The following is a 21,370-nucleotide window of genomic DNA, read 5'->3' on the forward strand; positions in this document are numbered from 1 at the left end:
CCATATGGCGCGTCGGCGTGGCGCGAATGCCGCAACGGCGGGAACGGGCAGGCCGTCGGGAGTCGTGCCTGCATCCGTGCAGCCTGTGTGCCGGACCTTTCGGTGTCGTTCGACGTCATCGCGGCGGCGCGCCACTCTCGCTAGAATGGCCGTTTTCCGGGAGACAGGAAACGATGAAAATCTACGATCAGTTTTACATCGACGGCGCATGGCGCAAGCCGGCCGGAACGGGCGCGATCGACGTGATCGACTCGGGCACCGAGGCCGTGATCGGCCGGATTCCGGAGGGCGTCGCGTCCGATGCGCAGGACGCGATCCGCGCCGCGCGCGCGGCCTTCGATTCGTGGGCCGCAACGCCGGCCGCGACGCGTGCGGGCTATCTGCGCAAGATCGTCGAGCGCCTGCAGGCGCGCAGCGAGGAACTCGCGCAGTCGATCACCGGCGAAGTCGGGATGCCGATCAAGTTGTCGCGCGCGATCCAGGTCGGCGGTCCGATCCATAACTGGAAGGCGTACGCGAAGCTCGCGGAATCGTTCGAATTCGAGGCGACGGTCGGCAACTCGCTGGTGGTGCGCGAGCCGGTCGGCGTCGTCGCGGCGATCACGCCGTGGAACTATCCGCTCAACCAGGTCACGCTGAAGGTCGCGCCGGCGCTCGCGGCCGGCTGCACGGTGGTCCTGAAGCCGTCGGAAGTCGCGCCGCTCAATGCATTCATGCTCGCCGAGGCGATTCACGAAGCGGGCCTGCCCCCGGGCGTGTTCAACCTCGTGTGCGGCTACGGGCCGGTCGTCGGCGAGGTGCTGGCCACCGATCCGGACGTCGACATGGTGTCGTTTACGGGATCCACGCGCGCCGGCAAGCGCGTGGCCGAGCTGGCGGCCGCGGGCGTCAAGCGCGTCGCGCTCGAACTCGGCGGCAAGTCGGCGTCGGTGATCCTCGACGATGCCGATTTCGCGACGGCGGTGAAGGGCACGGTCAACGCGTGCTACCTGAATGCCGGCCAGACCTGTTCGGCGCATACGCGGATGCTGGTGCCCGAAGCGCGCTACGACGACGCGCGCGCGCTCGCGAAGGCGGCGGCCGAAGCGTACGTCGCGGGCGACCCGCGCCAGGAAACGACGCGTCTCGGCGCACTCGCATCGGCCGTGCAGCAGCAGCGCGTGCAGGCGTACATCCAGCGCGGTATCGACGACGGCGCAGAACTGGTGACGGGCGGCACAGGTCTGCCGGAAGGGCTTGCGAAAGGCTTCTTCGTGAAGCCGACCGTGTTCGGCCGCGTCGATCCGAAATCGGCGATCGCGCAGGAAGAGATCTTCGGGCCGGTGCTGTCGATCATCACGTACCGCGACGAAGACGAAGCCGTGCGGATCGCGAACGATTCGCCGTACGGGCTCGGCGGCGCGGTGTGGGCCGGCAGCGACGAGCGCGCGATGCGCGTGGCGCGCCGCATCCGCACGGGTCAGGTCGACATCAACGGCGGTACGTGGAACGGCGCCGCGCCGTTCGGCGGCTACAAGCAGTCGGGTTACGGCCGCGAGAACGGTGTGTACGGGCTTGAAGAGTATCTCGAGTACAAGTCGATGCAGCGCAAGCAAACGCCTCAGGGCTGAGCGTTTCACCTCGCACGACCGGCAACGGCACGCTCGCGTGCCGTTTTTTTATTGACGGCCGTCAAGGTGCGCGCCGGTGGATCGTCGATCATCGCGTTTTCGATTTTCGATGTTTCGACGAGGTTCCCGATGACCGCACGCACTTCCTTCCCGCCGCTGACGATTCGCGGCCGCACCTTGCTGCCCGTCGTGCAGGGCGGCATGGGCGTCGGCATCTCCGCGCACCGTCTCGCGGGCAGCGTCGCGCGCGAAGGCGCGCTCGGCACGATCGCGAGCATCGACCTGCGTCACCACCATGCGGACCTGCTCGCGCGCTGTCGCGCGAATTCCGACCGCGCGACGCTGGAGGCCGCGAACCTCGAGGCGCTCGCGCGCGAGATTCGCCTCGCGAAGACCTACGCCGAAGGGCGCGGAATGATTGCGGTCAACGTGATGAAGGCGGTGAGCGCGCATGCGGACTACGTGCGCGTCGCGTGCGAAGAGGGCGCCGACGCGATCGTGATGGGCGCCGGGTTGCCGCTGGACTTGCCGGACCTCACGCAAGGCCATGACATTGCGTTGATCCCGATCCTGTCGGACAGCCGCGGGATCGCGCTGGTGCTGAAGAAATGGATGAAGAAGGGGCGACTGCCCGATGCGATCGTGATCGAGCATCCGGCCCATGCGGGCGGCCATCTCGGCGTTACGCACATCGACGACATGCACGATGCGCGTTTCGATTTCGCACGCGTGCTCGACGAGACCGCACACGTCATGGCGTCGCTCGGCCTCGCACGCGACACGATCCCGCTGATCGTTGCGGGCGGGATCAACAGTCACGACGCGGTGCGCGCGGCGCTCGAAGCCGGTGCGAACGGCGTGCAGGTCGGAACGCCGTTCGCGGTGACCGAAGAAGGCGACGCGCATCCGAACTTCAAGCGCGTGCTGGCCGACGCATGCGCCGACGACATCGTCGAATTCGTCAGCGTGACGGGACTGCCCGCACGCGCGGTGAAGACGCCGTGGCTCGATCGCTACCTGCGCAACGAAACGCGTATTCGCAACAAGCTCGGCGCGTTCCGGCAGCGCTGCCCGACCGCGCTCGAATGCCTGAGCGTGTGCGGGCTGCGCGACGGCATCGAGAAATTCGGCCACTTCTGCATCGACACGCGGCTGGCGGCCGCACTGCGCGGCGACGTCGCGAACGGCCTGTTCTTCCGTGGCCGCGAAGCGCTGCCGTTCGGCAACGCGATCCGCAGCGTGCGCGACCTGCTCGACCTGCTGCTGACCGGCCGTGCGTCCGAGCCTGCGACAAACCGTCCGATGTTTACGCTGGCTTGACGGATATCAAGACGGCGAAAAGACCCCACTGGGAAAATGGAATCAATTCTTAGGGGGCGTTCCATGCACAAAGCAATTCGAATCCGAGTCACCGCTGCTGCTGCCGTTGCGGCAGCCCTCGTCGCGATGCCTTCGCTGTCGCACGCGGCGTCGCCGGGCGACGGCATCAACCAGGGCGACGTACTGGTCCGGCTGCGCGCGATCAGCATCCAGCCGGACGAGCGCGCGAGCGACACGCTCGGTGCGATCAACACCGGCGTGAACAACGCGATCGTGCCGGAGCTCGACTTCACCTACATGATCCGCGACTACCTCGGCGTGGAACTGATCCTCGGCACGTCGCGGCATCAGATGACGTCGAGCCTCGGCAATCTCGGCGGCGTGGGCGTGCTGCCGCCGACGCTCTTGCTGCAGTACCACTTCAACCATGCCGGCAAGGTGCGTCCGTACGTCGGTGCGGGCCTGAACTACACGTACTTCTACAACAACGGACTCAACGTCGGCGGGGAGGGCGTGTCGATCAACAAGAGCAGCTTCGGTCCGGCGCTGCAGTTCGGCGTCGACGTGCAGGTGACGAAGAAGGTGTTCATGAACGTCGACGTGAAGAAGATCTGGATGAGCACCGATGCGACGCTCGGCGACAAGGGCATCGGCACGCTGCACATCGATCCGCTGATCGTCGGCGTGGGCGTCGGGATGAAGTTCTAGACGCGTGCGGAAAAGAACAGAGTTGGGGTTGGCGGCATGGCGGTCGGCATGCCGCTCTTTTTTTGTGCGACTGTTTTACAGCTTGTCGTACTGAAAGCGCATCGCGGTGCCTTCGCGCTTGATGCGTTCCCACACCGCGTGCTTTTCGTCGTCGCTCAGGAACACCCAGTTCGAGACTTCGGCGGCCGTGCGGCCGCAGCCCTTGCAGACTTCGTCGAAGAGGGTGGAGCACACGCCGATGCAGGGGCTGTCGGGCAGGTCGTGGAGATTGGAGGTCATCGGAAGGGTTCGTGCCATGAATCGTCAGGGCATCATTTTAATGCATCGGCGCCGGTTGGCCGGCGCGCGTGCTCGCCGTGCGGATGCCGTTTCGCCGGCGCTTTCTTTTCCTGATGGACAGCCGCCGATTACCCGATAGAATTCCCCCGGAACACCCCGCCGTGCGGCCCGCCCGGAGCGGCTCGCAGCGGGAATCTGTTCCGTTTGCGCGACACCGGCATGATTTTTTTGTGACGGCGCGTGAATGATGGTAGTTTTCGGGGTTTTCGAGGGGCGGAGCACCGGGATGCGCCGCCATGACGAGGCAGACGGCAGCCGGGCAACTGTCCGGCCGGAGGGAGAACGGGATGAAAGCAAAGGTAGTGGGCCGGTTCGCAGCGCTTGCGCTGTGCGTGGGTGCATCGGCGGCGGCGGCGAAGGATACGCAGCTCAATGTCTATAACTGGTCGGACTACATTGCGAAGGACACGATCCCGAACTTCGAGAAGCAGACCGGCATCAAGGTTCGCTACGACAACTACGACAGCGACGACACGCTGCAGGCGAAGCTGCTGACGGGCAGCTCGGGCTACGACATCGTCGTGCCGACCAGCAACTATGCGGGCAAGCAGATCGCAGCCGGCATCTTCGCGCCGCTCGACAAGTCGAAGCTGCCGAACCTCAAGTACCTCGATCCGCAACTGATGGCGCTCGTCGCCGGCGCCGACCCGGGCAACAAGTTCTCGGTGCCCTGGGCGTACGGCACGACCGGCCTCGCATACAACCTGACGAAGGCGCAGCAGGCACTCGGCAAGGTGCCGCTCGACAACTGGGACATCCTGTTCAAGCCGGAAAACCTGTCGAAGCTGAAGACCTGCGGCGTGTCGGTGCTCGACGCGCCCGACCAGATGTTCGCAGCGGCGCTGCACTACATCGGCAAGGATCCGATGAGCACGAACCCGGCCGACTACAAGGCCGCGATGGAAGTGCTGAAGAAGATCCGCCCGTACATCACGCAATTCAACTCGTCGGGCTACATCAACGATCTGGTCGGCGGCGACATCTGCTTCGCGTTCGGCTGGTCGGGCGACGTCGTGATCGCGAAGCATCGCGCGATGGAAGCGAAGAAGCCGTACAAGATCGAGTACTACATTCCGAAGGGCGGCGCGCCGGTCTGGTTCGACGTGATGGCGATCCCGAAGGACGCGAAGGACAAGGATGCCGCGCTGCAGTGGATCAACTACATCGAGGATCCGAAGGTGCACGCGGCGATCACGAACGCCGTGTACTACCCGAGCGCGAACGCCGAGGCCCGCAAGTACGTGCGCCCTGACGTCGCGAACGACCCGGCGGTCTACCCGCCGGCCGACGTCGTGAAGACGCTGTTCCTGCTCAAGCCGCTGCCGCCGGAAATCCAGCGTCTGCAGACGCGTCTGTGGACCGAGCTGAAATCGGGCCGCTGAAGCGAGCCGAAGCGAGCCGGCAGTCATGAAGCCCCTGGGTGCCCCCGGGGGCTTTTTCGTCAAACGCAGGAGAGAAGCAGCAGATCATGAATAGCCAGTCGGGTGCGCCGGTCGCGGGTGCGCCGTCCTTCGTTCCTTCGTCCGGCGCGGATGCGCGCGCCGAGAACTTTGTCCAGATCGTCGACGTCGTCAAGAAATTCGGCGAGACCGAGGTGGTGCGCAACGTGAACCTCACGGTGCGCCAGGGCGAGCTGTTCGCGCTGCTCGGCAGTTCGGGTTCCGGCAAGTCGACGCTCTTGCGGATGCTCGCGGGCCTCGAGACGGTCACGTCGGGCAAGATCCTGATCGACGGCGAGGACCTCGCGCAGATGCCGCCGTACAAGCGGCCCGTGAACATGATGTTCCAGTCGTATGCGCTGTTTCCGCACATGTCGGTCGAATCGAACGTCGCGTTCGGCCTGAAGCAGGAAGGCACGCCGAAGGCCGAGCTGAAGGAGCGTGTGGCCGCGGCGCTCGACCTCGTGCAGATGGGCAAGTACGCGAAGCGCAAGCCGCACCAGCTGTCGGGCGGCCAGCAGCAGCGCGTCGCGCTCGCGCGTTCGCTCGTGAAGCGTCCGAAGGTGCTGCTGCTCGACGAGCCGATGTCCGCGCTCGACAAGCAGATTCGCCAGCGCACGCAGATCGAGCTCGTCAACATCCTGAAGAAGGTCGGCGTCACCTGCATCATGGTCACGCACGACCAGGAAGAAGCGATGACGATGGCGAACCGGCTCGCCGTGATGAGCGAAGGGCAGATCGTGCAGATCGGCTCGCCGAACGACGTCTACGAATATCCGAACAGCCGCTTCTCGGCCGAGTTCATCGGCTCGACCAACCTGTTCGACGGCGTCACCGTCGAGGACGAACCCGATCACGTGTACATCGAATCGCCGGAGCTGCCGAGCCGGCTTTACGTGAGCCACGGGATCACGGGCCCGCTCGGGATGCCGGTCACGGTGTCGGTGCGCCCCGAACGGATCGCGCTCACGCGCAAGCCGCCCGAAGGCGCGTTCAACTGGGCGCACGGCAAGATCAGCAACGTCGCGTACATGGGCGGCTATTCGCTGTATCACGTGCTGCTCGACGCGGGCAAGACGGTGATCGCGAACGTGTCGAGCCTCGCGATCACCGAGCTCGAGACGCCGGCGCTCGGCGACGAAATCTACGTGCGCTGGAGCGCGACGGCAGGCGTGGTGCTGACGTCATGAGCACGCTCAAGTCCCTGCTCGCATGGCCCGTGCGGCGCTTCAACCTGACGGGCGGCTCCGCGGTCGTCGCGGGGCCATACACGTGGCTCGTGCTGTTCTTCCTCGTGCCGTTCGTGCTGGTCGTGAAGATCAGCTTCGCGGAGCTGCAGCTCGGCATTCCGCCGTATACGGAACTCGCGTCCTACACCGACGGCGTGGTGCACATCGCGCTGAACCTGTCGCACTACGCGTTCCTGTTTACGGACAGCCTGTATTTCGCGACCTACGTTAACTCGGTTTGGGTGGCCGCGATCACGACGCTGCTGTGTCTGCTGCTCGGCTATCCGATGGCGTACTACATCGCGCGCTCGAACCCCGCGTCCCGCAACCTGCTGATGATGGGCGTGATGCTGCCGTTCTGGACGTCGTTCCTGATCCGCGTGTACGCCTGGATCGGGATCCTGAAGAACAACGGGCTGCTGAACAATTTCCTGATGTGGATCGGGCTCACCCATACGCCGATCGAGCTGTATCGCACGAACTATGCGGTGTACATCGGGATGGTCTATTCGTACCTGCCGTTCCTCGTGATGCCGCTGTACGCGCACCTCGTGAAGATGGACCTGCGCCTGCTCGAAGCCGCGTACGACCTCGGCGCGAAGCCGTGGAAGGCGTTCGTGCAGATCACGCTGCCGCTGTCGAAGAACGGGATCATCGCGGGCTGCCTGCTGGTGTTCATTCCGGCGGTCGGCGAGTACGTGATTCCGGAACTGCTCGGCGGCGCGAACACGCTGATGATCGGCCGCGTGATGTGGAACGAGTTCTTCAACAACGCCGACTGGCCGATGGCGTCGGCCGTGACCTGCGCGATGGTGCTGCTGCTGCTCGTGCCGATGGCGATGTTCCAGCACTTCCAGGCGAAGGAGCAGGAGGGCCGCCGTCGATGAAGCCGAATCGTTACCTGCAGTTCGCGGCACTGTTCGCCGGCTTCGCGTTCCTGTACATCCCGATCGTCAGCCTGATCGTCTATTCGTTCAACGAGTCGAAGCTCGTCACCGTGTGGTCGGGTTTCTCGCTGCGCTGGTACTCGGCGCTCGTGCAGGACGATGAACTGCTGACCGCCGCATGGCTGTCGCTGAAGATCGGCGTGATGACCGCGTTCGCGTCGGTGTTCATCGGCACGTGGGCCGGCTTCGTGCTCGCGCGCATGGGCCGCTTTCGCGGCTTCGCGCTGTTCAGCGGGATGATCAACGCGCCGCTCGTGATTCCCGAGGTGATCCAGGGGATCTCGCTGCTGCTGCTGTTCATCGAACTGGCGAAGTGGATCGGCTGGCCGGCCGAGCGCGGCGTGTTCACGATCTGGCTCGGCCACGTGATGCTGTGCATCTCGTACGTCGCAATCATCGTGCAGTCGCGCGTGCGCGAGTTGAACCCGTCGCTCGAGGAAGCCGCGCTCGATCTGGGTGCGACGCCGCTGAAGGTGTTCTTCACGATCACGCTGCCGCTGATCTCGCAGGCGTTGATCGCGGGCTGGCTGCTGTCGTTTACGTTGTCGATCGACGACCTCGTGCTGTCGGCGTTCCTGTCGGGCCCGGGCTCGACGACGCTGCCGCTCGTCGTGTTTTCGCGCGTGCGCCTCGGCCTGAATCCGGAGATGAACGCGCTCGCGACGTTGTTCATCATCGCGGTGACGGCTGGCGTCGTGATCGCGAACTTCGTGATGCTGCGTCAGGAGCGCAAGCGGATGGCCGCGTTCGCGACCTGACGCACCGGTTGCCGACGCAACGAAAAACGCCCGGCGCCGACGATCAGTCGGGCCGGGCGTTTTGTCTGGCCGATGCAGGTTGGAGGTTACGCGCCGAATGCGGCCTTCGCCAGCAGCCCGAGCGCGACGCACACGAGGACGGCCGCGAAGCCGACCTGCACGTGTCGCGCGGACAGATGCCGCGACGCGCCGCGACCGGCCGCCATGCCGATGGCCGTCGCGACCGTGAACCACAGCATCATGTCCAGCGGCGCGCGCGTGCCCGACACCAGCGTCGCGAACACGCCGCCGGTGCCGACCAGCGCGATCACCATCAGCGACGTCGCGACCACGCCGGGCATCGACACGTTCGTGAACTTGCGCAGCATCGGCACGATCACGAACCCGCCGCCGACGCCGAGCAGCCCCGTCATCCAGGCCCGTCACCGCGCCGGTCGACGCGAGCGCGAAGACCGACCGGCCAGGACGCCAGCCGGCCGTGTCGGGATTCACGCGGCCGACGCACAGCCGCGACTCGTCCGCGTCGCCGGGCGCGTTGCGCAGCGCCTGCCGCAGCAGGCGGACAGCGACGACCAGCATCGTCAGCGCGAACAACGCCAGCAGCACGTGTTGCGGCAGCACGTGCGCGAGCTTCACGCCGAGCGTCGTGAGCGGCACGCCTGCCACGGCCATCAGCAGCGCCGCGCGGTAGCGCACGAGCCCGCGGCGAAAGCCTTCGAGCGCACCGAGCGCGGCGCTGCCCGCCACCGCGACGAGCGCGACGGGCGTGGCCTGCTGCATCGGCCAGCCCATCCCGACGACGAGCGCGGGCACCGCGAGAATGCCGCCGCCCGCGCCGGTGAGGCCGAGCACGGCGCCGACGAAGCCGCCCAGTACGAGGGAAATCAGCATGGCGTCATCCGGTGGGTCAACGTGCGATCGCGGGTTTCGCAAGCCATTCACGGCCCTTGAGCATCGCCTTCCAGTAGATCGGCGGCAGCACGCGCTCCTTGAGCAGCCATGCCAGCCGCGACGGGCGCTTGCCGTCGATCAGCCAGGAGGGGAACGTCGGCGCGACCTTGCCGCCGTACAGGAATTCCGCGAGCACGATCTTGCCGCGCTCGACGGTGAGCGGGCACGAGCCGTAGCCGTCGTAAGTGGCATGGCCTTGCGCGCGGCCGAGCGACGCGAGCACGTTGTGCGCGACGACGGGCGCCTGCTTGCGGGCGGCCGCGGCGGTTTTCGCGTTGGTCGTATTGGTGACGTCGCCGAGCGCGAATACGCTCTCGAACTGCTTGTGGCGCAGCGTCGCCGGATCGACGTCGATCCAGCCGGCCGCGTCGGCAAGCGGGCTCGCGCGCACGAAATCGGGCGCCTTCTGCGGCGGCACGACGTGGATCATGTCGAACGCGCGCTCGATGGTCTCGGTGCCGCCGCCGGGCAGCGTGCGCGTGAACGTCGCGCGTCGCGCCGGCCCGTCGATCGCGACGAGGTTGTGGCCGAACGACAGCGCGATGTCGTAGCTTTTCACGTACTCCATCAGCGCAGGCACGTAGTCGGCGACTCCGAACAGCGCGCCGCCTGCGTTCAGGAATTCGACGTTCGCCGTGCCGAGGCGGCCGGTGCGCCGCCAGTGATCGCACGACAGGTACATCGCCTTTTGCGGCGCGCCCGCGCACTTGATCGGCATCGGCGGCTGCGTGAAAAGCGCATTGCCGCCGCGGAACGCCTGCACCAGTTCCCACGTGTACGGTGCGAGATCGTAGCGGTAGTTCGACGTCACGCCGTTGCGGCCGAGCGTGTCGGCGAGACCGTCGATCGCGTGCCAGTCGAGCTTGAGCCCCGGGCACACGACGAGTTTGCGGTAGCCGATGCGCCGGCAGCCGTCGAGCACGACCGTGTGCGCGTCGGGTTCGAAGCCGGCGACGGCGGCCTGGATCCATTTCACGCCGCGCGGCAGCAGGTCGGCAATCCGGCGCGCGGTCGTTTCCGGCTGGAACACGCCGGCCCCGACCATCGTCCAGCCGGGCTGGTAGTAGTGGGTATCGGCCGGGTCGATCACCGCGATATCGAGCGACGCGTCGCGTGCGAGCAGGCTCGATGCGACCGCGACGCCGGCCGCGCCCGCACCGACGATCACGATGTCGTGCCGCGCGTCGACGGCCGGCGCGGCGTACCGGCCGCCCTGTACGAGGCGCGACGCGAGTGCGCTGAGGTCGTAGCCGGCCGCGGCGGCCGTCGCGACGATGTCGTTCAGCGGGCGCAGGCCGGCTTGCGACAGCGCCCACAGCGTCGCCGAGCGCGTGCCGCTGCGGCAGTACGCGAGTAGCGGGCCGGCGAGCGACGCGACGAGCGCGCCGAACTGCGCGGCCTGGTCGTCGGTGACCTTGCCCGTATCGACGGGCAGGTAATGCACGGCGATGCCGAGCGGCGCGGCGGCGGTGCGGATCTCGGCGACGGTCGGCTGGTCGGCGCCTTCGCCGTCGGGGCGGTTGCAGATGATCGCGCGGATGCCGACCGCACGCAGCGCGGGCAGGTCGGTCGCGGCGATCTGGGGTGAGACCGACAGCGTGTCGGTCAGCTTGCGGATGTTCATGTCGGGGATTCTCCGGTCGCGGCTGCGGCTTAGATCGCGTCGAGCGGGATCTTCAGGTAGCGCACGCCATTGTTTTCGGGTTCGGGCAGGTGGCCGGCGCGCATGTTGACCTGCACGGACGGCAGCATCAGCACGGGCATGTCGAGCGTCGCGTCGCGCGCGGTGCGCATGTCGACGAACGCGTCCTCGGTCACGCCGTCCTTCACGTGCACGTTCGCGCGGCGCTGCTCGGCGACGGTCGTCACGTACTGCACGTCGCGACCGCCCGGCTGGTAGTCGTGGCACAGATACAGGCGCGTGTCCGGCGGCAATGCCAGCACGCGTGCGATCGAGCGGTACAGCGTGCGTGCGTCGCCGCCGGGGAAGTCGCAGCGGGCCGTGCCGTAGTCGGGCATGAACAGCGTGTCGCCGACGAAGGCCGCGCGCCGCGTCGCGTCGTCGACGCAGTAGGTCAGGCACGCGGGCGTATGGCCCGGCGTGTGCAGCGCGCGGATCGTCAGCGTGCCGAGCGCGAGCGTGTCGCCGTCGTCGACGAGCCGGTCGAACTGGCTGCCGTCCTGCGCGAAGCCGGGGCCGGCGTTGAACAGCGTGCCGAACACGTGCTGCACGCGGCGCACGTGCGAGCCGATCGCGATCCGGCCGCCGACGTGCGCCTTCAGGTACGGCGCGGCCGACAGATGGTCGGCATGCACGTGCGTCTCCAGTAGCCAGTGCACGGTCGCGCCGAGTTCGGCGACGCGCGCGATCAACCGGTCGGCGCTGGCCGTGTGCGTGCGGCCGGATTTCGGATCGTAGTCGAGCACGCTGTCGATCAACGCGCACGCGCGGCTCGCCGTATCGAGCAGCAGATAACTGACGGTGTGGGTCGCCGGGTCGAAAAAGCCTTCGACCGACAGCGTGGGAGTAGGGCTCACGGGAATGTCCTCGATCGGGTTCTGCATCTGCAATCGGGAATCTCATGATCAAGAAGCGTGCCAATCGGCAACGTCGTGCACGAAGATGTAGCAGGTAATTGATTTGGCTCGACTTTTCGATGCGATCGAGACGATCTGCCACGGCTGGGGGCGCGCTGCTGCCCATGTGGACTGCCACTTCTGGCAGTGTCGTGGCAGAATTGGCAGTCGACCTGGCAGCCCGTCCGGTCATCCGCTTTCGAGCCTCCGCATGCATCCGCACGACACCATTCCGATCGTTCCCGCGCCGCCGCGCGATGTGATGCCCGACGTGCGCGCGCTCGTCGCGTATCTCGAGCACGACCCGCAGCCGATGATCGTCGTCGATCCCGATTACCGCATCCTCGCAGCGAACGATGCGTATCGTCGCCAGTTCGGCGTGGCGGGCGTCGAGCACGTGGGCCGGCACTGCTTCCAGGTGTCGCATCACTACGACGTGCCGTGCGACCAGGCCGGCGAGCATTGCCCGATGAAGCAGGCGCGCGAATCGCGCAGCCTGAACCGCGTGCTGCACATCCACCATACGCCGCGCGGCCCCGAGCACGTCGACGTCGAACTGCGGCCGATCTTCGATGCGAGCGGCACCGTGATCGCATACGTCGAGCGGCTGACGACGGTGCGCAGTGCGTCGGCGCAGCCGAGCGCGGAAGGGCTCGTCGGCGGCGCCGACGCGTTCAATGCGGCGCTCGGCGCGCTGCAGCGGGTCGCGCCGTCGACGCTGCCCGTGCTGCTGCTCGGCGAGTCAGGCACCGGCAAGGAATTGTTCGCACGGGCGTTGCACGAGGCGAGCGATCGCGCGATGGGGCCGTTCGTGGTCGTCGATTGCTCGGGGATCGCCGAGACGCTGTTCGAAAGTGAGCTGTTCGGCTACGAGAAGGGCGCCTTTACCGGCGCGAACCAGCGCAAGCCGGGCCTCGTCGAGACCGCGCAGGGCGGACCGCTGTTTCTCGACGAGATCGGCGACGTGCCGCTGCCGATGCAGGTGAAGCTGCTGCGGCTGATCGAGTCGAGGGACGTTCCGGCGCGTCGGCGGCGTCGAGGCGCTGCGCGCGGATTTCCGGCTCGTCGCGGCGACGCACAAGCCGCTGCGCGAGATGATCGACGACGGCCGGTTCCGACAGGACCTGTACTACCGGATCAACGCGTTTCCGATTCCGCTGCCCGCGCTGCGCGAACGGCGCGGCGACGTGGCGCTGCTGGCCGAATCGATCCTGCGGCGGATCGCGAATGCGCGCGCCGGCGCGGGCGATGCCGGGGCGCGGCCGTTCGTGCTGAGCGAGCGCGCACGCGCGTGCCTCGACGCGTACGCGTGGCCCGGCAACATCCGCGAGCTGCGCAACGTGCTCGAGCGCGCGTGCCTGTTCGCGGACGACGGGACGATTCGCGTCGAGCATCTGCCGGCCGAGCTGGTCGCGGCATCGGCGGCGCCGCGCACGCGCGCGGCGGAATCGCGCGGCATGCCGGACGCGGAGCTCGTGCGCATTGCCGGCACGTTCGAAGGCACGCGCAAGGCGCTGGCCGAGCACGTCGGGATGAGCGAGCGGACGCTGTATCGGCGGATGAAGGCGCTCGGGATCGGGATGCGCGGCGGGTGAGCGCAGCGTAGCGTCGTGGTACCTGGCGGCCACAGGCGGCTTTGTCGATAATGGCGCGTTCGATTCCAACGTCATCGCCGATGAAGAGCCATCTCCTTTCCCGCTGCATGTTTCTGGCCGCCGCTGCGCTGGCCAACCCGGCGCAGGCTGCCGAATATGCGTGGACCGATGCGCTGGGCGCGCATGCGGTGACATTCGCCCGGACCGAGTCCGGCGACGACGTGCAGCTCAAGGTATCCGCGACACTCGACGGCCGGCCCGACTGGACGGTGCGCGACTATGTGAAGGAATGCCCGGTCGACGTCATCCTCGACGTCGTGCCGGCTTCGGTCGAGATGACCGACCTGCTCGGCAACGGTCGCAAGCAGTTCCTGTTCGCATACAAGATTGGCTGCCGCGGCGACGTCAGCGCGGACCAGGTCAAGTACTTCCTGATCGACCAGGGGACGAAATACGTGCTGCGCGGCGAGGAGACCGTCACGGTCAAAGGCAAGTTCATGGACGGCGGTGCGGCACCCGCGCCGAGTGCGGACCTGAAGGCGCAGCCCGTGTTCCTGCGCTACATGACGAAGCACTGGCATGCGATCAGCCTGCAGGACTATCGTTGAGTGCCCGGGCTGGCGGGTGGTTCAGTGCATGTCGATCACGCTGAGGGTGCGACGACAGTGCTCCGACACGACGGCTCGCCGGGCGGCGCGCGAAACCGCCACGCGCCGTCCGCGACGTCGACGTCGTGCGATCAGCGTGCGGGCGCGAGTTGCGCCATCGCCTCGCGCATGAAGCCGAGCAGCGTGCCGTCGACCCATGCGTCCTTCGTCAGCACCGGCTCGGTCATCATCGCCTTGCGGAATTTCGCATGCGTGGCGGGATCGTGGCCAGCATAGCTGCAGAACAGGTCGAGCCAGCGTTTCGCGAGCGCACGGCCTTCCGGCGAATCGGGCTGTGCACCGGCCTCGATCGCATCGCGCGCGTCCGCCATCAACTGCGGCCACTCCATCGCGCGCTCGCCATAGTGCGCTCGCATGAAACGGATTTCGTCCGGCGCCAGATACGTCTCGAAGATCCGCATCTTGGTCTCGGCCACCGCTTTCAGCACATAGTCGCGCAACCCGGTCGAGATGCCGATCTGCGCCTGCATCGACGGCTCGCGCTCGTGCATCAGGTTCAGCTTGGCCAGCAGGCGCGGATCGTTGTTCGTGTCGCGCACGAGCAGCGTCATCCAGCGATCGGCGAGCGCGCGCGCTTGCTCGTCCTCGGGCGGCACGCCCGCGTCGTGCAGTGCCCGCACGTCGGCGACGAGCGCGATCCATTCCGCGTCGCCGGTCTGGCTCTTGCGGTACATCGGCAGGCGCGCGAGTTCTTCCTCGGAAAAATATTGGTCGTACACGGTCATCAACTCCAGTGTGATGAGCCAGTCGGCCAGCTCCGGCTCCGCGCCCGCGGCGAGCTGCGCGTGCAGATGCACGAGCCGTTCGCGCAGCTGCGCGGTTTGCGCAAGCTGGTGGTCGAGCGACGCGATCTGCTTAGCGACGAGCTCGACGAGCGGCGTGCCGGGCTGGTTCAGGTGGTCGCCGATTTCGGCGAGCGACAGTCCGAAGCGACGCAGGGTCTGGATCTTGTGGAGCCGGGCGATGTCGTCGCGGTCGTACAGCCGGTAGCCGTTGTCGGCACGCGCCGAAGGCGTCAGCAAGCCGATCGCGTGATAGTGATGAAGCGTGCGGACGGTCAGTCCGCTCCGCTTCGCCAGTTCTCCCACTTTCAGCCGCATGGTGTCCTCCGTTCGGTGCGCACACTGGAGTCTCGAACGTTACGCTACGTGAGGGTCAAGCGGAAGATCGCACATCGGCGCGCGGGGTGGCTCCGCGCGCCGTCGGCCCGACACGAAGGGCGCGTGATGTCGTTATTGCGGTGACGGCGGCGCGTCGGGTATGCCCGTGCTTGCCTGGGCGCCGGGGGTGTTTTGATCCACGTTGCCGGCTGCGTCGGCTTTCCCGGCCTTCGCGGCGTTGCCGGCCGGGGCGACCGGCGACGTGCCCATCGCCTGGTAGAGCCGCGCGGTGTCGGCGAAGCGCGCGCCGGTCGCGCGGATCTCGTCGAGCCGCGCATTGCGGTACTGCAGTTCGCTCGCACGCGCGGCCGACGGCGGCAACGCGCCGAGCCGCACGCGGGCGGCCGCGTCGTCGTAGGCGCCGCGCGCGGACAGCGCGGCGCGCGACGACGCATCGAGCGCTTCCGCATCGTGCTCCAGCGCGGCGAGCGAATCGGCGACGTTCTGGAACGCGGCCAGCACGGTCTGCTTGTACTGGTCGACCGCGGCCTCGTAGGTCGCCTTGGCCGCCCGGCGCTGCGCGAGCAGTGCACCGCCGTGGAACAGCGGCTGGCTCAGCGACGCACCGACGTTCCAGATCGCGCCGGCGCCCGACAGCATCGCCGGCCAGCTGAAGCCGCCTTTGCCCAGCGCCGCCGACAGCGACAGTTGCGGGAACATCTGCGCGGTCGCGACGCCGACTTCGGCGGCGGCCGCCTTCAGCCCCGCATCGGCGGCCTGGACGTCGGGGCGGCTTTGTAGCAGGACCGACGGCACGACCACGGGCACCTGCGTGGGCAGGTGCAGGTCGGCGAGCGTGAGATCGGCGGGCGGTTGGTCGGGGGTACGGCCGATCAGCACAGCGAGCGCATGGCGCGCCGAGTCACGCTGCTGGCGCAGCGCGGGCAGGCTGGCCGCGAACGTGTCCGCGCTCTGCTGCGCGGTCAGCGCGTCGCTGCGCGATGCCGAACCGAGCGCATAGCGGCGCTGCGCGTCGTGCGCCTGGTCGTTCGCGAGCGCGACGAGCCGCTCGGTCGTCGCGATCTGCGCGTTGAGCACCGAGACCGTGATCGATGCGGTGACGATGTTCGCGGCGAGCGCGCGCCGCGCCGATTCGAGCTGGAACGCGCTGACGTCGACGCGTTTGGCGAGCGCGCGGTTCGCGAAGCGCGCCGCGCCGAACAGGTCGATCGTGTAGCTCGCCTGCAGTTGTCCGACGAAGGTGTCGTACAGCAGCGTCGGCGCGCCGAGCGCCGGAATCGGTACGCCCAGCGCGCGCTGGCGCGTGGCCTGCCCGCCCGCATCGATCGACGGCAGCATCGAACTGCCGATCTGCCCGCGCAACTGTTCGCGCGCGGCATCGAGCGAATGCGACGCCGCGCCGAGCGTCGGGCTGTTGCGCAGCCCTTCGTCGACGAGCGCGTTCAGCGCATCGGAGCGGTACTGCGTCCACCAGTCGGGCACGGGTTGCGCGCCGACCTCGAACTGCTGCGCGACGCCTTGCGCGGCAACCGTCTGCTGCACTTGCGGCGTGGCGCCGTAGTGGGCGGGCGACGGCATCGGGGGCGGCTCGCCGCTCGGCGCGAACCATGCGCAGCCGGCGAGCGGGCCGGCGAGGGTCGCGGCCGCGAGCGCCCGTGCGGCCTTCGTTTTCAGGTTCATCGACAATTCCATGATCAGGCTCCCGACGGCGCGGCAGGCGTGCTGCCGTCGGTGGGCGGGCCGTCGCGCGGATCGCGTTCGTCGCGCTTTACGCGGAACCACGTGGCGTACAGCGCGGGCAGGTAGAACAGCGTCAGCACGGTCGCGCTCGTGATCCCGCCCATCAGCGCGGTGGCCATCGGCCCGAAGAAGTTCGAGCGCAGCAGCGGGATCAGCGCGAGCACGGCGGCCGCGGCGGTCAGCGTGATCGGTCGGAAGCGTCGCACGGTCGCGCCGACGATCGCGTCGAAGCGTCCGTGGCCGGCGGCGATGTCCTGCTCGATCTGGTCGACCAGAATCACCGAGTTGCGCATGATGATCCCGAACATCGCGATCACACCGAGCATCGCGACGAAGCCGAACGGCTGGCCGAACAGCAGCAGCGTGCCGACCACGCCGATCAGGCCGAGCGGCGCGGTGAGCACGACCATCAGCACGCGCGAGAAGCTCTGCAACTGGATCATCAGCAGCGTGAACACGGCGATCGCCATCAGCGGCATCTGCGCGTTGATCGATGCCTGCGCTTTCGCGCTTTCCTCGACCGACCCGCCGATGTTGATCTGATAGCCGACCGGCAGTTGCGCACGCAACGCATTCAGCTTCGCGTCGATCGCATGCGTCACGTCGATGCCCTGCGCGCCGGCGCGCACGTCGGACTGCACGGTGATGGTCGGCTGGCGGTCGCGCTCCCACACGACACCGTATTCGAGCGTCGGCGTGAAGCGGCCGAGCGAGCCGAGCGGCACCGGACCGTTCGGCGTCGGCATCGCGAGGCCCGCGAGCCGGGCCGGATCGACGCGGTCCGCGCGCGGCGCGCGCAGATCCACCGCGATCAGCTTGTCGCGTTCGCGATACTGCGTGACGGTGGTGCCGGACAGGGTCATCGCGAGGAAGCTCGACACGTCCTGCGACGTGACGTTCAACTCGCGCGCCTTCTTCTGGTCGAGCTCGAAGCGCACCGAGCGCTCGGCGGGCTCGTCCCAGTCGAACTGCACGTTGACCGCGCGCGCGTCGCCGCGCATCGTCGCCGCCACCTTCTCGGCGATCGAGCGTACCGTTGCAATATCGTCGCCGCTCACGCGGAACTGCACCGGGTAGCCGACGGGCGGCCCGTTCTCGAGCCGCGACAGGCGCCAGCGCACGGCCGGAAACTGGTTGCGCAGCGTGGTTTCGAGCCAGGTCGCGAGCTTTTCGCGATCCTCGACCGATTTCGCGGTGACGACGAACTGCGAGAAGTTCGGCAACTGAAGCTGCTGGTCGAGCGGCAGGTAGAAGCGCGGTGCGCCGCTGCCGACGAAGTTCACCGAATGATCGATCTCGGGTCGCCTGTCGAGCACCTTTTCCAGGCGCTCCGTTTCGCGCAGCGTCGCCGCGAACGACGCGCCTTCGGGCAGCCGCAGGTCGACCAGCAGCTCGGGACGGTCGGAGCTCGGGAAGAACTGCTGCGGCACGAGCGTGAAGCCCATCAGCGCGACGACGAAGAGGGCGCCGGTGATCAGCAGCACGACGAAGCGCCGCTCGATGCACCAGTCGATCCAGCCGCGCAGCCGCGTGTAGAAGCGCGTGTCGTAGATGTCGTGCTCGTGATCGTCCGGCAGATGCGCCTCGTGCGCGTGCTTCTTGCGCTCGGGCAGCAGGTGATAGCCGAGCAGCGGAATCAGCACGACGGCCGCGAACCACGACGCGATCAGCGCGATCGCCGACACCTCGAAGATCGAGCGCGTGTATTCGCCGGTGCTCGATTTCGCGAGGGCGATCGGCAGGAAGCCCGATACCGTGACGAGCGTGCCGGTCAGCATCGGAAACGCGGTGCTGGTGTAGGCGAACGCGGCGGCGCGGGCGCGGCTGTAGCCCTGCTCGAGCTTCACGGCCATCATCTCGACCGCGATGATCGCATCGTCGACGAGCAGCCCGAGCGCGAGCACCAGCGTGCCGAGCGACACCTTGTGCAGCCCGATGTCGAACAGGTACATGAAGAGCGCGGTGACGGCGAGCACGACCGGAATCGAGATCACCACGACCATTCCGGTGCGCAGCCCGAGCGACACGAGGCTCACGACCAGCACGATCGCGACCGCTTCGGCGACGGCTTCGAGGAAGTCGTCGACCGAATGCGCCACCGCATGCGGCATGCTCGACACCAGCGTCAGCTTCAGGCCGGCCGGCAATTGCGCCTGCAGATCCTTCGATTCGGCGTCGAGCGCCTTGCCGAGCCGGATCACGTCGCCGCCGGGCTGCATCGTCACGCCGATGCCGAGCACCGCATGACCGTTCGCACGCATCTGCGTGACGGGCGGATCGTCGTAGCCGCGCTTCACGGTGGCCAGGTCGCCAAGCCGGAACGTGCGGCCGTTGATACGGATCAGCGTGTCGGCGATCGCCGCGACGTTGTCGAACTGGCCGCTCGGCCGCACGAACACGCGATCGTCGGCGGTGGTCAGCGCGCCGGCCGACGAGATGTCGTTCTGCGCGTTGATCGCCTGTCCGAGCTGTTGCGGCGAGATGCCGAGGCGCGTGAGCTGCGCGTTGTCGGCCTCGATGAAGATGCGCTGGTCGGGGTCGCCGAAGTAGTCGACCTTGCCGACGCCCGGCACGCGCAACAGCACCGTGCGCAACTGGTCCGCGTAATCGTGAAGCTGCGCGGGCGTGAAGCCGTCGCCTTCGAGCGTCCAGATGTTGGTGTAGACGTCGCCGAACTCGTCGTTGAAGAACGGGCCCTGCACGCCTGACGGCAGCGTATAGCCGATGTCGCCGACCTTCTTGCGGATCTGGTACCAGGTCTCGGGCACGTCCTTCACGGGCGCCGAATCCTTCATCGTGAAGAAGATCAGCGATTCGCCGGGGCGCGAATAGCTGCGCAGGAAGTCGATGGCCGGCGTTTCCTGCAGCTTGCGGCCGATCCGGTCGGTCACCTGCTCCTGCACCTGGCGCGCGCTCGCGCCGGGCCAGAACGTGCGGATCACCATCACGCGGAACGTGAACGGCGGGTCTTCGGATTGCGCGAGGCGGGTGTACGCGAGGATGCCCGCGAGCGTCGCGAGCGCGATCAAGTAGACGACCAGCGCCTGGTGGCGCAGCGCCCACGCCGACAGGTTGAACCGGCCTTCTTCACGGGAGCCGCTCATGACGCGAAGTCCTCCGGATGCAGCGGCGCGATCGCGCGCACTTTCTCCCCCGCGCTGACCGTGTGCACGCCCTGCAGCACGACGCGCTCGCCCGGCTGCAGCCCGTGCGACACGGTGACGGTGCGTTCGTTGAAGCGCGCGACGTCGACACGGCGCAGCTCGAGCGTGTCGTCCTTCGCGCGCACGATCCATACGGCCGGATGCGGGCCGTCATGGAACAGCGCGGTCGCGGGCAGCGTGATGGTCACTGCGTTGCCGGCGGCCGGCGCGCCGTCGAACGCGACGTTCGCGGTCATCCCGAGACGGACGGCCGGATCGGGCGCGGCGAGCGTGAGTTTCACGCGATACGTGCGGCTTTGCGGATCGGCGGCCGGTGCGATTTCGCGCACCTTGGCCGCGAACTGGCGGCCCGGCAGCGACGGCAGCGTGATGCTGGCCGCGTGACCGGGCGCGAGCGACGCGAGCGCGGCCTCGGGCACGTCGCTGACGACGTCGACGTCGCCCGACCAGGCGAGCTGGTAGACGGCCTGGCCGGCCGACACGTTCTGGCCGGTGTCGGCCTGTTCGGCGGTGATGGTGCCCGCGTGATCGGCGACGAGCGTCGCATAGCGGAGCTGGTTCTTCGCGAGCGCGAGCTGCTGCTGCGCCTGGTCGCGCTGCGCAAGCGCCGACGTGTAGCTGTTCTCGGTCTGCTCGAGCTGTGCGGTCGCGATCAGGTTCTCGCGCGCCTGCGCGCGATCGCGGTCGAGCTGCTGTTTCGCGAACGCGAGGCCGTGCGACGCGGCATCGAGCTGCGCCTGCGCGCTCGCGGCGTTCTTCTCGACGTCGGACGGATCGAGCAGTGCGACGACCTGGCCGGCCTTTACCGTATCGCCGAGCCGCACCTTGCGCTCGACGATCTTGCCTGCGATGCGGAACGACAGCGGCGTCGCGTAGCGCGGCTGGATCTCGCCGGGCAGCGTGTGCGCGGGCGCTGCATCGTCGGCATGCGCTGGCAGCGCGACGACGGGGCGCGGCGCGGGCGGCGCGGCCTCCTTCGGATGGCAGGCGGCGAGGACGAGCGCGGCGCCGAGCAGCAGCGCGGCGCGGGAACCGGAGCGATTCACGAAACCCCCAGATCAGGTGTGAGCGGAACGAAGCCGGCAAGCGCGACGGGCGCTTGCCCCGAGTGGCGCCGGCCTCGGCGCGCACGAACAGAGCCGAACGAGGTCGTTCGGAAACTGCGGTGGATTCTAATACACACATGTATCCAAATGCAAAAATG

General features: G+C 67.7%; 15 protein-coding genes and 2 pseudogenes. 9 read left to right on the plus strand and 8 right to left on the minus strand.

What is annotated here, in order from left to right:
• Positions 1-173: 173 nt before the first annotated feature.
• The 3 genes from J7024_RS01135 (at position 174) to J7024_RS01145 (ending at position 3,638) form a co-directional block, all read left to right on the plus strand.
• Complete coding sequence (locus J7024_RS01135; RefSeq protein ID WP_124830472.1) at positions 174-1,610, plus strand: aldehyde dehydrogenase family protein; 1,437 nt, start codon at positions 174-176, stop codon at positions 1,608-1,610.
• A gap of 129 nt (positions 1,611-1,739) precedes the next feature.
• Positions 1,740-2,930, plus strand: a complete 1,191-nt coding sequence (locus J7024_RS01140) for an NAD(P)H-dependent flavin oxidoreductase (protein WP_124830471.1) — start codon at positions 1,740-1,742, stop codon at positions 2,928-2,930.
• 63 nt (positions 2,931-2,993) lie between these two features.
• Complete coding sequence (locus J7024_RS01145; RefSeq protein WP_124830470.1) at positions 2,994-3,638, plus strand: OmpW/AlkL family protein; 645 nt, start codon at positions 2,994-2,996, stop codon at positions 3,636-3,638.
• A 75-nt stretch (positions 3,639-3,713) separates the two neighbouring features.
• On the opposite strand, the gene J7024_RS01150 is transcribed toward J7024_RS01145, so the two are convergent.
• Positions 3,714-3,917, minus strand: a complete 204-nt coding sequence (locus J7024_RS01150) for a DUF1289 domain-containing protein (RefSeq protein WP_124830469.1) — start codon at positions 3,915-3,917, stop codon at positions 3,714-3,716.
• A gap of 347 nt (positions 3,918-4,264) precedes the next feature.
• Between J7024_RS01150 and J7024_RS01155 the strand changes: the two genes are divergently transcribed.
• The 4 genes from J7024_RS01155 (at position 4,265) to J7024_RS01170 (ending at position 8,350) form a co-directional block, all read left to right on the plus strand.
• A complete protein-coding gene (locus tag J7024_RS01155) occupies positions 4,265-5,359 on the plus strand; it encodes a polyamine ABC transporter substrate-binding protein (RefSeq protein WP_124830468.1) in 1,095 nt (364 codons plus the stop codon).
• 86 nt (positions 5,360-5,445) lie between these two features.
• Positions 5,446-6,606 (plus strand): ABC transporter ATP-binding protein, encoded by a 1,161-nt coding sequence (locus tag J7024_RS01160; protein ID WP_124830467.1) that lies wholly within the window; start codon positions 5,446-5,448, stop codon positions 6,604-6,606.
• Positions 6,603-7,532, plus strand: a complete 930-nt coding sequence (locus tag J7024_RS01165) for an ABC transporter permease subunit (protein ID WP_124830466.1) — start codon at positions 6,603-6,605, stop codon at positions 7,530-7,532. Before J7024_RS01160 ends, J7024_RS01165 begins: the two co-directional genes overlap by 4 nt.
• A complete protein-coding gene (locus tag J7024_RS01170) occupies positions 7,529-8,350 on the plus strand; it encodes an ABC transporter permease subunit (RefSeq protein ID WP_096505189.1) in 822 nt (273 codons plus the stop codon). The genes J7024_RS01165 and J7024_RS01170 overlap by 4 nt, the downstream gene beginning before the upstream one ends.
• An 86-nt stretch (positions 8,351-8,436) precedes the next feature.
• Here J7024_RS01170 and J7024_RS01175 read toward each other — a convergent pair.
• From J7024_RS01175 to J7024_RS01185, 3 genes and pseudogenes are all read right to left on the minus strand, one after another.
• A pseudogene (locus J7024_RS01175) lies at positions 8,437-9,241 on the minus strand (sulfite exporter TauE/SafE family protein).
• Positions 9,242-9,257: 16 nt separating this feature from the next.
• Entirely contained in the window at positions 9,258-10,925 is a 1,668-nt protein-coding gene (locus tag J7024_RS01180; protein ID WP_124830465.1) for a bifunctional protein tyrosine phosphatase family protein/NAD(P)/FAD-dependent oxidoreductase, read from the minus strand.
• Positions 10,926-10,954: 29 nt separating this feature from the next.
• The gene (locus tag J7024_RS01185) at positions 10,955-11,866 is read right to left on the minus strand and encodes an MBL fold metallo-hydrolase (protein WP_261323848.1); all 912 of its coding nucleotides are present in this window, start codon (positions 11,864-11,866) and stop codon (positions 10,955-10,957) included.
• A 223-nt stretch (positions 11,867-12,089) separates the two neighbouring features.
• Between J7024_RS01185 and J7024_RS01190 the strand changes: the two are divergent.
• Positions 12,090-13,473: pseudogene (locus J7024_RS01190) on the plus strand (sigma-54 interaction domain-containing protein).
• Between the two features lie 80 nt (positions 13,474-13,553).
• Positions 13,554-14,081, plus strand: a complete 528-nt coding sequence (locus tag J7024_RS01195; protein ID WP_124830462.1) for a M949_RS01915 family surface polysaccharide biosynthesis protein — start codon at positions 13,554-13,556, stop codon at positions 14,079-14,081.
• A 131-nt stretch (positions 14,082-14,212) separates the two neighbouring features.
• Here the strand turns inward: J7024_RS01195 and J7024_RS01200 are convergent, their stop codons facing one another.
• The 4 genes from J7024_RS01200 to J7024_RS01215 form a co-directional block, all read right to left on the minus strand.
• Complete coding sequence (locus J7024_RS01200; protein WP_124830461.1) at positions 14,213-15,241, minus strand: MerR family transcriptional regulator; 1,029 nt, start codon at positions 15,239-15,241, stop codon at positions 14,213-14,215.
• Positions 15,242-15,373: 132 nt separating this feature from the next.
• Positions 15,374-16,954 carry an efflux transporter outer membrane subunit gene (locus J7024_RS01205; protein ID WP_124830460.1) on the minus strand — a complete coding sequence of 527 codons (1,581 nt, stop codon included), beginning with the start codon at positions 16,952-16,954 and terminating at the stop codon, positions 15,374-15,376.
• A gap of 2 nt (positions 16,955-16,956) precedes the next feature.
• Positions 16,957-20,106, minus strand: a complete 3,150-nt coding sequence (locus J7024_RS01210) for an efflux RND transporter permease subunit (RefSeq protein ID WP_124830459.1) — start codon at positions 20,104-20,106, stop codon at positions 16,957-16,959.
• On the minus strand, positions 20,103-21,212 hold the full coding sequence (locus tag J7024_RS01215; protein WP_124830458.1) for an efflux RND transporter periplasmic adaptor subunit: 1,110 nt from the start codon (positions 21,210-21,212) through the stop codon (positions 20,103-20,105). Before J7024_RS01215 ends, J7024_RS01210 begins: the two co-directional genes overlap by 4 nt.
• Between the last annotated feature and the right edge of the window lie 158 nt (positions 21,213-21,370).

The sequence above is a fragment of the Burkholderia sp. WTPI3 genome, from assembly GCF_021483755.1.
Taxonomy (GTDB): Bacteria; Pseudomonadota; Gammaproteobacteria; order Burkholderiales; family Burkholderiaceae; genus Burkholderia.

Coding starts and splice junctions, on each gene's coding strand:
- J7024_RS01135 (WP_124830472.1), top strand. CDS start 174: ATGAAAATCTACGATCAGTTTTACATCGACGGCGCATGGCGCAAGCCG.
- J7024_RS01140 (WP_124830471.1), top strand. CDS start 1,740: ATGACCGCACGCACTTCCTTCCCGCCGCTGACGATTCGCGGCCGCACC.
- J7024_RS01145 (WP_124830470.1), top strand. CDS start 2,994: ATGCACAAAGCAATTCGAATCCGAGTCACCGCTGCTGCTGCCGTTGCG.
- J7024_RS01150 (WP_124830469.1), bottom strand. CDS start 3,917: ATGACCTCCAATCTCCACGACCTGCCCGACAGCCCCTGCATCGGCGTG.
- J7024_RS01155 (WP_124830468.1), top strand. CDS start 4,265: ATGAAAGCAAAGGTAGTGGGCCGGTTCGCAGCGCTTGCGCTGTGCGTG.
- J7024_RS01160 (WP_124830467.1), top strand. CDS start 5,446: ATGAATAGCCAGTCGGGTGCGCCGGTCGCGGGTGCGCCGTCCTTCGTT.
- J7024_RS01165 (WP_124830466.1), top strand. CDS start 6,603: ATGAGCACGCTCAAGTCCCTGCTCGCATGGCCCGTGCGGCGCTTCAAC.
- J7024_RS01170 (WP_096505189.1), top strand. CDS start 7,529: ATGAAGCCGAATCGTTACCTGCAGTTCGCGGCACTGTTCGCCGGCTTC.
- J7024_RS01180 (WP_124830465.1), bottom strand. CDS start 10,925: ATGAACATCCGCAAGCTGACCGACACGCTGTCGGTCTCACCCCAGATC.
- J7024_RS01185 (WP_261323848.1), bottom strand. CDS start 11,866: ATGCAGAACCCGATCGAGGACATTCCCGTGAGCCCTACTCCCACGCTG.
- J7024_RS01195 (WP_124830462.1), top strand. CDS start 13,554: ATGAAGAGCCATCTCCTTTCCCGCTGCATGTTTCTGGCCGCCGCTGCG.
- J7024_RS01200 (WP_124830461.1), bottom strand. CDS start 15,241: ATGCGGCTGAAAGTGGGAGAACTGGCGAAGCGGAGCGGACTGACCGTC.
- J7024_RS01205 (WP_124830460.1), bottom strand. CDS start 16,954: ATGGAATTGTCGATGAACCTGAAAACGAAGGCCGCACGGGCGCTCGCG.
- J7024_RS01210 (WP_124830459.1), bottom strand. CDS start 20,106: ATGAGCGGCTCCCGTGAAGAAGGCCGGTTCAACCTGTCGGCGTGGGCG.